Below are 15,284 nucleotides of genomic sequence, written 5' to 3' on the forward strand. Positions count from 1 at the left end.
GGAAAAAGCGCCGATTGTCCGGGTAAATCATCGCAGACAAAAGCGTGGCAGGTAAAAAACCTGCTGCACCATGCGACAATGGCCACCCGTGTCCTGGCCAGGAGGCCATCATGCCCCGCCCTCGCGAACTGAAAATCACCCTCAAGCCGCTGCAACTGATCCTGTGCATTGCCCTGGGCCTGTGGCTTGGCGCCGTGGCCATCGCCCTGAGCCTGTGGCTGGCCGGGCGCCTGCTTCCTGCGACGGTGCCGCCGATCGGCCAGGTGCTAGCGCCGCCTGCTATCGCCCCGGCGCCCCCGCCGGCGGCAGACCCGCAACAGCAGATGTTCGAGCAGTACCAGCAGATCCTACGCAACCAGCAGGTACAGCAGGCCGAAGAACAGGCACAAGGCAGCATGCGCAACCTGTCCAACCCCAAGTGCCAGTTCTGGCTGCAGCAAAACCGCAACCTGCCCACGGAAAAAAGTCGCGCCCATGTCCTGGAATTTTGCAACTGACACCATGAACAAAGCCGACCTGCTGCAACGCATCATCGATACCCTGACCTTCGACCTGGACGTCGCCCAGCGCGCGGCGCAAACCGCCTATGAAGCGGCCACCGCCGAAGAGAACATCGCCGAGAACAAGTACGACACCCTAGGCCTTGAGGCTTCGTACCTGGCCACCGGGCAAGCCCGGCGCATGGAAGAGATCCGCCAGGCGCGGGCGGCGTACCAGCAGTTGCTGCTGCGCGACTATGACCCGCAACGCGGCATCCAGGTCAGCAACCTGGTGACCCTCGAGGCCGAGAATGGCAGTTGCCAGCAGTTATTCCTCGGCCCCGAAGGCGCGGGCCTGAAGATTGGCCAGGGCGAGCACCTGGTCACGGTGATCACCCCGCGCTCGCCACTGAGTCAGGGCCTGCTCGGCAAGGTCGAAGAGGATGAGGTCAGCCTGGTGCTCGGCGGCGTGCCCCAGCGTTACTTCATCCTCAAGGTTCTGTGATCAGGAAGGCTGCGCCTTCACAAAGATCCCAAGGCATCAAAGCGCTGCGCCAACCCCTGGCTGGCAAACTGCTCGATGATAAAATCGACAAAGGCCCGGGTCTTGCCCGGCAACAGTTTGTGTTCGGCGTAGTACAGCGAGATGTTGCCGTCGTCCACATACCAGCCCGGCAACACTCGCAGCAGCCGCCCGGCCTGCAGGTATGGCACGGCAAATGGCATGCTCACCAGCGCTACGCCCAGGCCCTGCTCCGCTGCCGCGCAGGCGGCTTCCGAATCGCTCATGGTCATGCGCAGGCGCAGGCTCAACGGACTTTGTTCCCGCTCGCGGCTGGTCAGCGGCCAGGAGCGCACGCGCCCGGTTTGCGGCGAACGGATGAGGATGCCATCGAGTGCGTGCAAGTCGCCAGGCTGGGTGATCGGCGGATGCTGCTGCAGGTAGGCCGGCGCCGCTACCAGAATCCGGTGCGCCGGAGTCAGCTTGCGCGCCACCACGCCTTGCGGCAGATCGAAGCCGCCGCCAATGGCCGCATCGAAACCCTGGCCAATCAGGTCGACCTGGCGGTTATCAAAATGCCAATCGGGGCTGATGGCCGGGTAGCGCCGCAGGAACTCAGCCAGCAACGGCACAATGTACAGACGGCCGAACACCGTGCCCATGCTCACTTTCAGGGTACCGGCCGGCTGCCCTTCGGCACTGGCAAGGTTAGCCACGGCGTACTGGATGGTCTGGAAACTCGCCGCTACCTCACCGAGAAAACGCTGGCCGGCCTCGGTCAGGGTCAGGCGCCGAGTACTGCGCTGGAACAAGCGCACACCCAGACGTGCCTCCAGGCGGGCGACGTTCTTGCCCACTGCCGCCGGGGTCAGGCTCAGGCGCCGCGCGGCTTCGGCAAAGCTGCCGACCTCGGCGCTGCGGACAAAACACTCGATACTGCTGAACGACTCCATCGCGGCGATTCCATACTTTTGGTTTACACAGACTATAGCGATTACTGGCTACCGGCAGGGTAATCAGCGGCCGATACTGAGCACCATCCAAGGCATCCGGCCTTGTTCTTTCGGGAGCACAGCATGTCGACCCAATCCAGCCTCAACGGTAAAGTAGCCCTGATCCAGGGTGGCTCGCGCGGTATCGGCGCTGCCATCGTCAAACGCCTGGCCGCCGAAGGCGCCAGTGTCGCCTTCACCTACGCCAATGCCACGGCCCAGGCCGATGCCTTGCAGCAGAGCATCATCGCCGCCGGCGGCAAGGCCCTGGCAATCAAGGCCGACAGCGCCGATGCCAGCGCCGTGCAGCAAGCGGTGGCAAGCACCGTCGAGGCCTTCGGTGGCCTGGATATCCTGGTCAACAACGCCGGGGTACTGGCCGTCGGGCCACTGGCGGATTTCAGCCTGGAAGACTTCGACCGTACCCTGGCGGTGAATGTGCGCAGCGTTTTCGTCGCCACCCAGGCCGCTGCCCGGCACATGGGCCAGGGCGGGCGGATCATCAACATCGGCAGCACCAATGCCGAGCGCATGCCCTTCGCCGGTGGCGGCCCCTATGCCATGAGCAAGTCGGCGCTGGTCGGCCTGACCCGCGGTCTGGCCCGTGACCTCGGCCCCCTGGGCATCACCATCAACAACGTCCAGCCGGGGCCGGTGGACACCGACATGAACCCGGCCCAGGGCGAGTTCGCTGAAAGCCTGATGGGCTTGATGGCGGTGGGTCGCTACGGCCACGTCGATGAGATCGCCAGCTTCGTCGCCTACCTGGCCGGCCCGGAGGCGGCGTACATCACTGGCGCAAGCCTGAGCATCGATGGAGGCTTCGCGGCCTGAGGCCAGTCAATGACCGTCCCTGTCGGCCAGGCGCTGTTCAATCAACTGGACAAAGGCCCTGGCGGCCGGGGTCGGGTGCGTCGACCAGATCGCATAAACGTGACGCACCGGCGCATCCTCAACCGCTACCGACGCCACGCCATTGAAGCTGTTGGCAATTCGCGCCGGCACCAGGCCGATCGCCAGGCCGCGCTTGGCGAATTTCTCCACCAGGCGGATGTTGGTCATTTCGAACTGCACCCGATGGCGCACTCCGGCGGCAGCAAAGGCTTCGTCAGTTTGCCGGCGCGCGCCGCTACCGGCGGGAAAATCCACCAGCGGCTGGGCTTCAAGATCGGCCAGAGACACGCGACTCTTGCCTGCCAAAGGGTGCTCGACAGCCATCACCGCCACCAATTCTTCTTCGGCCAGCAGGCGGTACTCGACGCCTTCCAGCCGCTCGCCCGGCCAGATTCCGATAAAACCCACGTCCAGGCGTCGCTCGCGCACGTCGGCGATCAGCAACTCGCTCTTGGCCATCAGCCAGCGGATGTCCACCCGTGGATGTTGGGCATGAAAATCAGCCAGCAGATCGACCAGGTCCAGCTCGGTCAGCGAGGTGATCTCGCCGATCGACAATTGCCCGCGCACTTCACCGCAGGCGGCGGCAACATCCTCGGCAATCCTTCGAGTCGCCTCCAGTGCTGGCCGCGCGCTTTGCACAAAAGCTTCCCCCGCAGGCGTCAGGCGCACGCGCCGCGAGCTACGCTCGAACAGGCTGACGCCGAGGGTTTCTTCCAACCGGGCAATCTGATGGCTCAAGGCCGACTGCACCACATGGCAGCGCTCGGCGGCGCGGGTGAAGCTGCCGGTGTCGACTACCGCCAAGGCATATTCAATCTGCTTGAGATTCATGGATCGATCTATTTTCAAGATGGATAGAATGAAAACGATACATTGGCGTCATGCTAGCGCATTTCCCATACTGTCACCTCCAACTGCCACTGATTAGAGACGGTCCATGACCTCTGCCACCCACCCCCTGAGCCGCGGCCTGATTTTGCTGATGGCCACTGCCACAGGCCTCGCGGTCGCCAGCAACTACTACGCACAACCCTTGCTGCACAGCATCGCCGAGCATTTCGGCCTGACCACCGCCAGCGCCGGGGCCATCGTCATGGCCGCACAACTGAGCTACGGCGCCGGCCTGTTGCTGCTGGCACCGCTGGGCGACCTGTTCGAACAACGCAAGCTGATCGTCAGCATGATTGCCATCAGCACCCTGGGCCTGCTGATCAGCGCCTTTTCGCCAAGCTTGATATGGCTGCTGATCGGCACCACCCTCACCGGCCTGTTTTCGGTGGTCGCCCAAGTGCTGGTGCCGATGGCGGCGGGCCTGAGTGATCCGGCGCAACGCGGGCGGGTGGTCGGCACGCTGATGAGCGGGCTGCTGCTGGGCATCCTGCTGGCGCGCACGGCTGCCGGCTTCATGGCTGAACTGGGTAGCTGGCGCAGCATCTACCTGTTGGCGGCAGGATTGATGGGGCTGTCGGCGATCGCCCTGCTCCGCGCCCTGCCCGAGCGTCACCAGCACGCTGGGCTCAGTTATCCGGCGCTGCTCGGCTCGGTGTTCCGCCTGTTCGTCGACGAGCCGATCCTGCGCTTGCGCTCGCTGCTGGGGCTGTTGTCGTTCAGCCTGTTCGCCTTGTTCTGGACGCCGCTGGCCTTTCTGCTGTCGGCCGAGCCTTACCACTATTCCGACGCAGTGATCGGCCTGTTTGGCCTGGCCGGTGCCGCCGGGGCCCTGTCGGCCAACTGGGCCGGGCGCCTGGCCGACCGCGGCAAAGGCCCGCTGGGCACCACGGTGGGCTTGCTGGTACTGCTGCTTTCGTGGGTACCGCTGGCCTTTGCGCAGTCGTCGCTGGCGGCATTGCTGGTTGGCGTGCTGTTGCTCGACCTGGCGGTGCAACTGGTGCACGTGAGCAACCAGAACGCGGTGATTGTCCTGCGTCCGGAAGCGCGCAACCGCCTGAATGCCGGCTACATCACCTGCTACTTCATCGGCGGCGCCCTCGGCTCGCTGCTCGGCACGCAGCTGTTCCAGCGCTATGGCTGGGACGGCATCGTCATCGCCGGCCTGAGCATCGGCGCCCTGGCCCTGCTGGTCTGGGGCCTGGCTGAGCGCCAGCGCGCCGTGCGCCCGGGTATCGCCTAACGGCGCACAAAGGCTTCATCGACCCTCGCCAGGTGCTCCTCGCGCAGGGTCCCGGCGTAGTAGTGCAGCTTGATCCAGGCCAGCAAATAGTCGTAGCGGGCCTGGGCCAGGTCGCGGCGGGTGGTCGCCAGTTGCTGCTCGGCATTGAGCACATCGAGGTTGACCCGCTCGCCACCCAGCACACTCTGGCGGGTCGATTGCACCAGCGCCTCGGCCGAAGTCAGCGCGCGCTGATAGGCACGCAGGCGGCTGACGCCGGACTGGCAGGCGTTGTACTGGCGGCGCAGCTCAATCAGGGTGGTACGGGTATTGCCGTCCAGTTCATATTCGGCCTGCTCCAGGTTGCGGCTGGCCTGACGGGTGGCCGCCGACACCCCGCCCCCGGCAAACAACGGCAGGCTGACTTCGATGCCGATGGTGTTGGTGTCATAGCGCTGGTTATAGGTGTTGCCACTGTCGGACTGCATTTGCCGAGAAGTCGCGTAAGCCGTGACCTTGGGCAGGTGCCCGGCCCGGTTGCGCTCCACCTCGAATCCGGCCACTTGCAGGGCCTGGCGCTGGGACGCCAGTTGCGGGTTGTTGGCCAGGGCCAGCTCATGCCAGGCCTCGTAGGTCGCTGGCTGCAGCGCCAGCAGGGCAAAGCCGTCGTTGAGCGGCGCCAGCTCGTCGATGCGCGCCGAAGGCTCGCCGATCAGCGCCCCCAGCTCGCGCAGGGCGGCGTCCTGGTCGTTACGGGCCTGGATCTCCTCGGCGTCGGCCAGCTCATAGCGGGCCTGGGCTTCGAGGATGTCGGTACGGGTGCCCTCGCCCTGCTGGAACAGTTGCTGGTTCTGCTGGAACTGCTGTTGATAGGCCTGCTTGCTGGCGACACTGATACTGATCTGGTCGTCGGCAAACAGCGCCTGGGTATAACTGGTCATCACCCGCACCAGCAGCTCCTGGCTCTTGTCGCGAAATGCTTCATCGGCGAACAGCGCCTGGGCCACGCCCTTGCGGTAACTGGCGTAGGCCTCGTAGTCGAGCAACGGCTGCTGAAGGATGAAGGTCGAGCCGTAGCTGTTGTAGTGGCGGTCTTCATCTTCGCGCCGCGAATCGCCCAGGTAGCGGGCCTTGGAATCGTTGCGACCCTTGTTGTAGTTGTACGACAGGTTTGGCAGCAAACCGGCGCGGCCGATGGCGCGGTTTTCCTGCCCGGCGTCGCGGGCCTTGAGCGCGCCGAGGAACACCGGGTCCTTGCGCAGCGCCTGTTCATACACCTGAAACGGCCCCATGGCCTGCGCGCCCGCCCCTGTTGTCAGGGCGAACGCCGCCAGCAGCCCGGTCATCAAGCTTCTCATCCACGGGCTTCCTTATTGTTCGGTCAACGCGGTGCCTGCCCGGTCGAGCAGGGGTTTGAACAGGTAATTGAGCATCGAGCGCTCGCCGGTACGCACGAACAATTCGGCCGGCATGCCCGGCTTGATCACCAGCCCGTCCAGGCGTGCCAGGGCCTGCTCGCTGACGGTGCTGCGCAGCACGTAATACGGCTGGCCGGTCTTGTCGTCGAGCAACTGGTCGGCGGAAATCAGCGCCACCTCGCCCGACACCCGCGGCGTGCTGCTCTGATTGAAGGCGGTGAAGAGGATATCCACAGGCAGCTGCATCGCGACTTTATCCACAAGGTTGACCGGCAAGCGCCCTTCCACTTCCAGGGCGGTGCCCTGGGGCACCACCTCCAGTAAGGTTTCGCCGGCGCGCACCACCGCGCCCTCGGTATGCACGCCAAGGTTGACCGCAATGCCGTCGGCCGGGGCGAGGATCTCGCTGTGCTGCAGGTCGAAACCGGCCGAGGTCAGTTGCTGCTCAAGGGTCAGGCTTTTCAGTTGCGCTTCGGCCAACTGGCTGCGCACCTCTTTCTGATATTCCTCGCGCCGCTGCTGCAGGTTCAGCCGCGACTCGACAATGCCCTGCTCCAGCCGCGCGCTGTCGCCGCTGTTTTGCGCCAGGTCGCGCTGGACCTGGGACAACTGGCGCTGATACTCGAGCAAGCGGTTGCGCGGAATGTAGCCCTGAATTGCCAGCGGCTTGAGGTTCTCCAACTGCTCACGCAGCGAATCGGCCTGGGCCTGCAGGTCGCCCCGGGCGCGGCGCATGCCGGCCAACTGGGCCACGGCGCCATCGATACTGGCGGTCAGCCCGGCCTGCTCGCGGGCCTGGGCATCACGGCGGCTGCTGAACAGCTGGCGCTGGCTCTCGAGCACCAGGCTCAGCTGCGGGTCGGGGTTGCTGGCAAGCTGCGGTGGAAAGATGATTGCGCCGAGGTTGTCGCGCTCGCTCTGCCAGCGCGCCAGGCTGGCCCAGGCCAAGCGGTACTGGGCCTGCAGCGATTGCACATCGGCCTGGACCTGGGTCTGGTCGAGGCGAAACAACGGCTGACCCTGTTTAACCAACTGGCCTTCGCTGACCAGGATGCGGCTGACCACGCCACCGGCCAGGGATTGCACCGCCTTGCGCTTGCCCGAGACCACCACGGTGCCCTGCACGGCAATGCCTTGATCGAGCGGCGCGAGGGTTGCCCAGGCAATGAACCCGCCAAAACCGACCAGGGTCAGCAGCCAGCCCAGGCGCACGTAAAACCGGGCACTGCGGCTTTTATCGACCTGGCTCATGCGCCACCTCCGGTTGCCAGTGCGGCATTTGCGGGCTGGCGCTGGGCCTGCTCCTGAGCCCGGCTCAGGGCCTGCATGACTTCATGGGTCGGGCCAAAGGCCTGCATCCGGCCCTCGCTGAGCACCAGCAGTTTATCCGCCTGGGCGAGGGCGGCCGAGCGGTGCGTAACCAGCACCACGGTGCGGCCCTGGGCTTTCATCTGGGCGATGGCAGTGGCCAGCGCCGCTTCGCCGCTGGTGTCGAGGTTGGAATTGGGTTCATCGAGCACGATCAGGCTCGGCCCGCCGTACAGGGCCCGGGCCAGGGCGATGCGTTGCTTCTGCCCGCCTGACAGGTCGCCACCGTCTTCGCCCAGGCGTGTGTCATAGCCTTGCGGCAGGCGCAGAATCAGTTCGTGCACGCCGGCCTGGCGCGCGGCTTCGACCACCTTGAGGCCGTCGAGCTCGGCAAAGCGGGCAATGTTCTCGGCAATGCTGCCGCGCAGCAGTTCGATGTTCTGCGGCAGGTAGCCGATATGCGGGCCGAGGGCCTCGCGGTCCCAGCGGTGCAGGTCGGCGCCGTCCAGGCGCACGGTACCGGCCAGGGTCGGCCAGACGCCGACCAGCACCTTGGCCAGGGTCGACTTGCCCGAGCCGGAGGTGCCGAGCACGCCAAGTACCTCACCGGCCCCCAGATTGAAACTGATCTGCTGCAAGGTGGCCACGCGCTTGCCTGGCGGCCCGGCACTGACCTGCTCGAAACTGAGGCGCCCGCTTGGCGCTGGCAAGGCCATCGGCGCCGGTGGCTCGGGAAACGCGCGCAGCAGGCCATCCAGGCGCTGATAGGCCATGTGCGCGCCACTCCACTGCTTCCACACGGCAATCAGCTGATCGATAGGGCTGAGCACCCGGCCCATGAGGATGGAACCGGCAATCATCATCCCCGGGGTCATCTGCCCCTCGATCACCAGCAGGGCACCCAGCCCTAGCACCAGCGACTGCAGGCACAGGCGCAGCGACTTGCTCACCGCGGTGATCACCGCCGAGGTATCGCTGGCCTGGTTTTGCAGGTTCAGAAAGCGCGAATGCAAGGCAAACCAGCGCTGGCGCAAAGCGCCAAGCATGCCCATGGCCTGGATGCTCTCGGCATTGTGCAACTGGCTGCTGGCCAGGTGCGTGGACTGCTGCTGGAAACCGCTGGCCTCAACCAGCGGCTTGTGAGTCAGGCGTTCATTGAGCACCGCCAGGGCAATCAGCAGCAGCGCCCCGGCACAGGCCATGACACCCAGCCAGACGTTGAAGAGGAAAATCACTACCAGATAAATCGGAAACCAGGGTGCATCAAAGAAGGCAAACAGTGCAGGACCGGTGACAAATTGCCTCACTTGCGTGAGGTCGTTAAGTGCTTGCCCGGCCTGCCCGTCGCCCTGGCGCAAGTTGCGCTCAAAGGCTGCACGGTAGACGTGGAGGTTAAAGCCCTGCTCCAGCTGGTTGCCAACCCTGATAACAATAAAACTGCGGATCGCTTCCAGCGCGCCGATAAATACGAAGAAGCCGACTACCATCAACGTCAACATCCACAGGGTTGTTTCGTTTTGCGAAGACAGTACCCGATCATACACTTGCAGCATATAAATCGAGGGCACCAACATAAGCAGGTTAATCAACGCGGTAAAACAACCCACACTCAATAGCGTGGACTTGTGATCGGCCAGTGCTGCCCACAGGGGCGCCCCGGCTTTATGAGTCGGCTTGTTCATTGTCCGCCTTTCTATCCCTGAAAAATCGGCAATCGCCTACAAGGCTTTATTCTTTATTCTTACGTTCCAGCAAGAGTATCTTTCCGGATATGGAAGTCCATTTGAAGATACCTGGTTTATAACGATTGAAATGCACCAGTGCGCTGCCGCTGCCACCTAACAAAGCCAGGGTGTCGGGTGTCGGCAACCAACCGCTGGGACGTTGGCGCTTGCCAATCAGCTTCTGCGCGCACTTCAAGTCGCCGCGCAAGGTTTGCGCTGCATCCAGGTGCAATTCACAACCCGCGGCCCGATCGTTTTCAGGGTAAAGCGTCCAGTCACCGGCCAGTTGCGCGGGCGTGGGGAGTAGCAGGCTGCTTGCCATACCGACCTCGGTCATCAACATCAGGGGAATCGCGCCAAGCGCGATCATTCGCTTCAAAGCCATTATCTGCCCGCCTCGGAAAGAGCGGCGCATGTGCGCCGCCCTTTCAGGTTGCTATCAGACCACGATATCCGTGGCGACCGCCTGACCTACAGTGGTCACCAGGAAATCAGACAGGCTGTTGCCGGACAAGTCGATCGACAGGCTACCGAGGTTGCTTGCCTGATCGAAGCTCAGCACCGCTTCGCCGGCATGGCCGGTGAAGGCATCAACGAACTGCAGCGGCAGCTTGTTGACAGCAAAGGCCGACATTGCCGACAGATCGATCTTGTCCTGACCGCTGACGAAATCCATGATCCGGTCGGGATTGCTCGGGGTCGAATCGCTGCTGGCAGCGAAGATGAAGGTGTCGGAACCGGCACCACCCCAGAGTTTGTCGGCACCGCCGCCGCCGTAGATGATGTCGTTGCCGGCACCACCCTTGAGCTCGTTGGCCACGGCGTTGCCGATCAGCAGGTCGTTGCCCGAGCCGCCGATGGCGTTCTCGACAATGGCACCCTTGGCAATGGAAATATTGCCGATCATGCCGCCGACGTCGGAGAACGACGCGTCATTGAGGTTGATCTTCTGGTTCTGGGTAAAACCGGAGAAGTCCAGGGTGTCGTTGCCGCCACCGTCCCACACCGAGAAGACGATTTTCGACGAGGCCGAGGTGGCCGAGTAGAAGTCGCGGTCAGCGGTGGAGTTGAAGCCGTACACGGTGTCGCCGGAGCGGGTCGCGTAGTTGGCGCCATAGAGCTTCTGGATGGCGGCAATGTCATCCATCAGCGGTGCCGAGGAGTACACCTGCACACCGCCCTTGGTGAAGTTCTGGCTGGTGTTGCTCTCGCCCCAGTAACTCATGACGCTGTAGCCACGGGTGTCCTGGCCGTAGGTAGCATCGGCATAGGTCGGGTAGCCTTCGCCGGCGTTGTAGTCGCCGGGGTGGGACAGGCCCAGGACGTGGCCGATTTCGTGGGTCAGGGTCTGACGGCCGTAGTTGCCGTTTTCCGGGTTGACGTTGGCCTGGTACTGATTGTTGATCAGGTACCAGGATTCGCCCTTGTGCGAACCCGGGCCATCGAACGGCAGGTAGGCGAATGCCGCGCCGCCGGTGCTGCCATCGCTGTAGTTGCCGAAGGTCATGTGACCGTCGCCGCCCGAGGCGCCTTCCTTGAAGGTGACCTTGGCCACGTCCGCCCACGACTGCATGGACAGTTTGGCCTGGGCTTTCTGCTGCGCGGAAAAGGCGCTGAACGAGCCCAGCCCCTGACCGTAGAAGTCAGAAGGTGCCTTGGTCAGGAAGGTATAGGTCAGGCTGATGGTGCCGTCCTTGTTCAGGTCTTTCCAGGCAGCGCCGTCGCGCAGCAACTGGGTAGCGGCCTGGTCGACCGAGAACGAAGGTTTGCCATTGACTGTCGCACTGCCGCCGCGATCATATTGATGGCCGAAACTATTGATCAGGCTGTAAGCGGAACTTGCACCGTGCGGTTGCAATACAGAGCCAGCTGAAACAATAGCGCTTTCTTTGACTTTCGACATACAGACACTTCCTTGTTTACAAAAAAGCAGTTGTTGTCCGATAGGACGCTCCTGCGGCGAGATCGTCCTATCACTCGCCTGAATGAGGCGGGGAAAAACTGACACAGGTGGAATTGAACTGTCCAGCTTTTTTTGACGTCAATTTTCAATAAGACTAATTGTTTATTGTCCTACACGCGCAAACCCTTGATTTAGCCAATGCGTATACATTTGCGCAAACGACGATATATCGAGACTGACAAAAACCCCGGCCCTAGACGAAAACTGACCCGACAGTTTTAGTTGCATAATCGAAGTTTAATTATAAGAATGCGACATGCCGTTATAACCCGGTGATTCTGAGCCTTTACTTTTTTTGACAACTAGCGGGTGACCCTCCGTCGGCTGGCCATTGACTTGTGACGGGCCCGGGCGCTGAGTAGGGATTGGTCAACAGCCCTTTCAACCTGGATGCCACTATGACAAGACTCACGGTTCAATCCGGCGATTTCTTGCAAGGTGAAGGCGAGTACCGCAATGGATCGCTCACACTCAAGACCGCCCGCAGCCCCTCACCTGGCGAGAAAATCGCCCTGACCCGCATTACCGACCTGATCGTCGCCAATCAGGAATCCAGCCGCAGCCTGAGCAGTGCGCTGGGCTGGGGCGTTGCCGGCGCCCTGGTGGCCGGCCCGGTCGGCCTGATCGCCGGCCTTTGGCTAGGCGGCAAGGAAGAAGAAGTGACCTTCCTGGCGACCTTCAAGGATGGTCGCAAGCTGATGGCCATCACCGACAAGAAGACCTGGTCGAAAATCGACGGCAATTGGCGACGCCACAGCCAGGCGGCAGCGAACGGCTGAATCCGCACAGCCCTCGTACGTTCATGGTCATGACAATCGATTGAAAACAGGGGCGCCGCCAACCGGTCGCCCCTGCTAAGATTGCGCCCCCGCCTGCCCGGCGCAATACCCGGCAGGCTTTCGCCACCCGGGCTCGCGCCCCTCATCGCCTATCGGGCAAATACGCCCTGCCGGACAGCAGCCGATCGATAACGGCGCGTTCGCGTTCGTTTTCAAGGAGCTCCTGCATGACCCTGCCTCGCCCTCGCCTGCCCTTGCGCCTGCTCGGCCTGAGCCTGGCCCTGCCGGCTACACACAGCCTGGCCGAGGACAGCATCACCCTGGCCCCGCTGCAGGTGTCGCAGGTCTATAGCGAGGGGTACCAGGCCCGCGAAGCCGCGGTCGGCGGTTTCCAGCCGGCGCCACTGCTCGATACGCCGGCCTCGATTGCAGTGTTCAACGAGCAACTGCTGGCCGACCGCCAGGTGCGCAAGCTCAGTGAAGTGCTGCAAAGCGATGCCTCGGTGGGTGAAAGCTATGCGCCGATCGGATACTACGAAAACTTCAACGTGCGCGGCTTCGAGCTCAACGCCGCCAGCAGCTACAAGATCAACGGCCAGACCATCGCCGGCGAGCAGAACGTGGCGCTGGAGAACAAGCAACAGGTCGAGTTGCTCAAGGGCCTGTCGGGCTTGCAAAGCGGCGTGTCGGAACCCGGTGGCCTGATCAACTACGTGACCAAGCGCCCGGAGGATGTGCGCTCGGTGACGGTTTCAAGCAACGAACAAGGCGAGCGCTACCTGGCCACCGACCTCGGCGGCTGGTTCGGCAGCGAGCGTCAGTTCGGCCTGCGCGCCAACCTGGCGCATGAGGACATCCGCAGCTACGTCGACCACGCCGACGGCAAGCGCGACTTCGCCTCGCTGGCCTTCGACTGGCAGATCAACCCCGACGCCGTGCTGCAGCTGGATGCCGAATACCAGCAGCGCGAGCAGCGTTCGGTGCCGGGCTACCAGTTGCTCGGCGGCAACAGCCTGCCCCACGGCATCGACCCGCATGACCGCCTGGCCTATCAGCACTGGGCCAACCCGGTGAGCATCGACTCGCTGAACCTTGGCGGGCGCTTCGAATATCGCTTCAGTGACAACTGGACCGGCAGCGTCAGCGCCTCGCGCAGCAAGGTGGTGATCGATGACTACAGTTCGTTTGCCTGGGGGTCGAGTGAAGGCGCCTACTTCAGCGAGGCAGGCGACTATGACATTTATGACTACCGCAGCCCCGACGACACCCGACGCACCGATGAGGCTCAAGTGGCGCTCAATGGCCGCTTCGACAGCCTGGGCGTTGGCCACGAGCTGACCATCGGTAGCAGCGCTCAGCGTCGAACCCTCGATCAGCGCCCCTATTTCAACGAGTGGATCGGCAGCGGCAACATCTATCAACAAACGCCGGCGCTGGAGCCGTCTGAAAAAAAACCTGGCCACAGCACCCGCAGACTCGACAGCCGCCAATACGGAATATTCGCCAGCGACCGCATCAGTTTCAATGAGCACTGGCAGACCGTGCTGGGCGCACGCCTGGTGCGCCTGGATGAAAAAACCTTCGGCGAAGATGGCAACTCAGGCCGCCACACCCGCGACTATCAACTGTTGCCCAATGCCGCGCTGATCTACAAGCCGCGCCCGGACATCGCCCTGTACACCAGCTATAGCAAGGGCCTGTCTTCCGGCGGTACTGCGCCGTGGTTCGCTAGTAACGGTGCCGAGATTCTTGCGCCGACCCTGTCCCATCAACTGGAAGTCGGCATCAAGCGCGACTGGCAACGCCTGAGCCTGAGCGCCGCGCTGTTCCAACTGCGCCAGGCCTATCAGTATTCACAACCTGACGGTGCCGGTGGTTTCACCTATGTGCAGCAAGGCCAGCAAAAAAACATCGGCCTGGAGCTGGGCGCCAGCGGCTGGCTGACCTCCAACCTGCAGATCAACGCCAATGCTGCGGCAATTCGCGCGCGGGTCAAAAACAGCGGCACAGCTGACTACGAAGACCATCAGGCGCTCAACGTACCGAACTTGCGCGCTGCGGTGCAGGCCGACTACAGCCTGCCGATCCCGGGCCTGGCCCTGCTCGGCGGTGCGCGCTACAGCGCCAGCAAGTACGCCAATCAGGCTGGAACGGTTGAGGTTGGCAGCTATGCGGTGTTTGACCTGGGCAGCCGTTACAGCACCAGGATTGGTGGTTACGACACGGTGCTGCGGCTGATGGTGGATAACGTCTTCGACAAACGCTACTGGCGCGATGCCGGGGAGTACCTGGGGGATGGTTATCTGTTTCAGGGGGCGCCGCGCACCGCACGGGTTTCGGCGTCTGTGAGCTTCTGAGGGGCTCATCGCGGGTCAAGCCAGCTCCCACTATGAATCTGCGTGCGCCGCCGGACCTGTGGGAGCTGGACTTGCCAGCGATCGAGCGCGAAGCGGTCGTAATCCAGGCAGCGCCTGATGTGCTGACTGCACTGGCCTCATCGCTGGCAAGCCAGCTCCCACCAAGCACCACTATCAGAACGGCTCGCTACCCTCGCGGATTTCTACTTCCAGCACTTTGCCCAACGCCACCAGCTGCGTCGCCACGTCCCTGGTGGTAATGAAACCGCTGTAGCAGTCACCGTCGGTAGACCAGTTCCACAGCACCAGGCCCTGCTTGTGCAGCTCGTCGTGGGCGGTGACCATCAGTTCGGGCACCGTGGTGCCTTCGAGGAAGTCTTCATCTTCCGCGTCCTCAACGCCGAACGTAACGTCGGCATCCCGTGCCTCGGCCAACTGCTGCACGCTCTGCACAAAAGACTCGGTGTCTTTCCAGTCGACAAAGAACACCGACTCCCAGTCTGCCACGTCCTTGACGATGTACATCAGTTGCTGCGGATCGTCCTCGAATTCCTCGATGTCGTCTTCATCCAGCTCGACCTCGCGCAGGGCCTGGACATGCTGGCTGGCCATTGCCGCCGACGGGCTGACCAAGGTCAGCAATTGTTCGGCGGCGAGGATCTGCGCCTTGGTAAAACATTCTTTGAGCATCTGAAACATCCTTTTTCATGGGCAAAACAAAAAGCCCCCGACCTTGTTCAGGTCGGGGGCTTTTC

General features: G+C 62.9%; 14 protein-coding genes. 6 read left to right on the plus strand and 8 right to left on the minus strand.

Features of this window, described 5'->3' with window-relative positions; genetic code table 11:
* Positions 1–110: 110 nt before the first annotated feature.
* Together UB48_RS07015 and UB48_RS07020 are read left to right on the plus strand one after the other, a co-directional pair.
* The gene (locus UB48_RS07015) at positions 111–497 is read left to right on the plus strand and encodes a hypothetical protein (protein ID WP_045195243.1); all 387 of its coding nucleotides are present in this window, start codon (positions 111–113) and stop codon (positions 495–497) included.
* Between the two features lie 4 nt (positions 498–501).
* Positions 502–984 carry an elongation factor GreAB gene (locus tag UB48_RS07020; protein ID WP_045195245.1) on the plus strand — a complete coding sequence of 161 codons (483 nt, stop codon included), beginning with the start codon at positions 502–504 and terminating at the stop codon, positions 982–984.
* Positions 985–1,001: 17 nt separating this feature from the next.
* On the opposite strand, the gene UB48_RS07025 is transcribed toward UB48_RS07020, so the two are convergent.
* Complete coding sequence (locus UB48_RS07025) at positions 1,002–1,934, minus strand: LysR family transcriptional regulator (RefSeq protein WP_045195247.1); 933 nt, start codon at positions 1,932–1,934, stop codon at positions 1,002–1,004.
* A gap of 123 nt (positions 1,935–2,057) precedes the next feature.
* On the opposite strand from UB48_RS07025, the gene UB48_RS07030 reads away from it, so the two are divergent.
* Entirely contained in the window at positions 2,058–2,807 is a 750-nt protein-coding gene (locus UB48_RS07030) for a 3-oxoacyl-ACP reductase family protein (protein WP_045195248.1), read from the plus strand.
* A 6-nt stretch (positions 2,808–2,813) separates the two neighbouring features.
* Here the strand turns inward: UB48_RS07030 and UB48_RS07035 are convergent, their stop codons facing one another.
* The gene (locus UB48_RS07035) at positions 2,814–3,701 is read right to left on the minus strand and encodes a LysR family transcriptional regulator (RefSeq protein ID WP_045195250.1); all 888 of its coding nucleotides are present in this window, start codon (positions 3,699–3,701) and stop codon (positions 2,814–2,816) included.
* A gap of 106 nt (positions 3,702–3,807) precedes the next feature.
* Between UB48_RS07035 and UB48_RS07040 the strand changes: the two genes are divergently transcribed.
* Complete coding sequence (locus UB48_RS07040) at positions 3,808–5,001, plus strand: MFS transporter (protein WP_045195252.1); 1,194 nt, start codon at positions 3,808–3,810, stop codon at positions 4,999–5,001.
* Here the strand turns inward: UB48_RS07040 and UB48_RS07045 are convergent.
* From UB48_RS07045 to UB48_RS07065, 5 genes are read right to left on the minus strand one after another with little or no spacing between them, the layout of a single operon-like run.
* Positions 4,998–6,326 (minus strand): TolC family outer membrane protein, encoded by a 1,329-nt coding sequence (locus UB48_RS07045; RefSeq protein ID WP_045195254.1) that lies wholly within the window; start codon positions 6,324–6,326, stop codon positions 4,998–5,000. The genes UB48_RS07040 and UB48_RS07045 overlap by 4 nt on opposite strands.
* A 24-nt stretch (positions 6,327–6,350) precedes the next feature.
* Positions 6,351–7,649 (minus strand): HlyD family type I secretion periplasmic adaptor subunit, encoded by a 1,299-nt coding sequence (locus UB48_RS07050; RefSeq protein ID WP_045195256.1) that lies wholly within the window; start codon positions 7,647–7,649, stop codon positions 6,351–6,353.
* A complete protein-coding gene (locus tag UB48_RS07055; protein WP_045195259.1) occupies positions 7,646–9,388 on the minus strand; it encodes a type I secretion system permease/ATPase in 1,743 nt (580 codons plus the stop codon). The genes UB48_RS07050 and UB48_RS07055 overlap by 4 nt, the downstream gene beginning before the upstream one ends.
* A gap of 46 nt (positions 9,389–9,434) precedes the next feature.
* A complete protein-coding gene (locus UB48_RS07060) occupies positions 9,435–9,845 on the minus strand; it encodes an AprI/Inh family metalloprotease inhibitor (RefSeq protein ID WP_275559164.1) in 411 nt (136 codons plus the stop codon).
* A 24-nt stretch (positions 9,846–9,869) separates the two neighbouring features.
* The gene (locus UB48_RS07065) at positions 9,870–11,333 is read right to left on the minus strand and encodes a serralysin family metalloprotease (protein ID WP_045195261.1); all 1,464 of its coding nucleotides are present in this window, start codon (positions 11,331–11,333) and stop codon (positions 9,870–9,872) included.
* 458 nt (positions 11,334–11,791) lie between these two features.
* Between UB48_RS07065 and UB48_RS07070 the strand changes: the two genes are divergently transcribed.
* Complete coding sequence (locus UB48_RS07070) at positions 11,792–12,172, plus strand: hypothetical protein (RefSeq protein ID WP_045195746.1); 381 nt, start codon at positions 11,792–11,794, stop codon at positions 12,170–12,172.
* Between the two features lie 227 nt (positions 12,173–12,399).
* Complete coding sequence (locus UB48_RS07075; RefSeq protein WP_045195262.1) at positions 12,400–14,529, plus strand: TonB-dependent siderophore receptor; 2,130 nt, start codon at positions 12,400–12,402, stop codon at positions 14,527–14,529.
* 174 nt (positions 14,530–14,703) lie between these two features.
* Here UB48_RS07075 and UB48_RS07080 read toward each other — a convergent pair whose 3' ends face one another.
* A complete protein-coding gene (locus UB48_RS07080; protein WP_143013269.1) occupies positions 14,704–15,219 on the minus strand; it encodes a hypothetical protein in 516 nt (171 codons plus the stop codon).
* Positions 15,220–15,284 lie beyond the last annotated feature (65 nt).

This window comes from Pseudomonas sp. 2(2015) (genome assembly GCF_000955865.1).
Taxonomy (GTDB): Bacteria; Pseudomonadota; Gammaproteobacteria; order Pseudomonadales; family Pseudomonadaceae; genus Aquipseudomonas.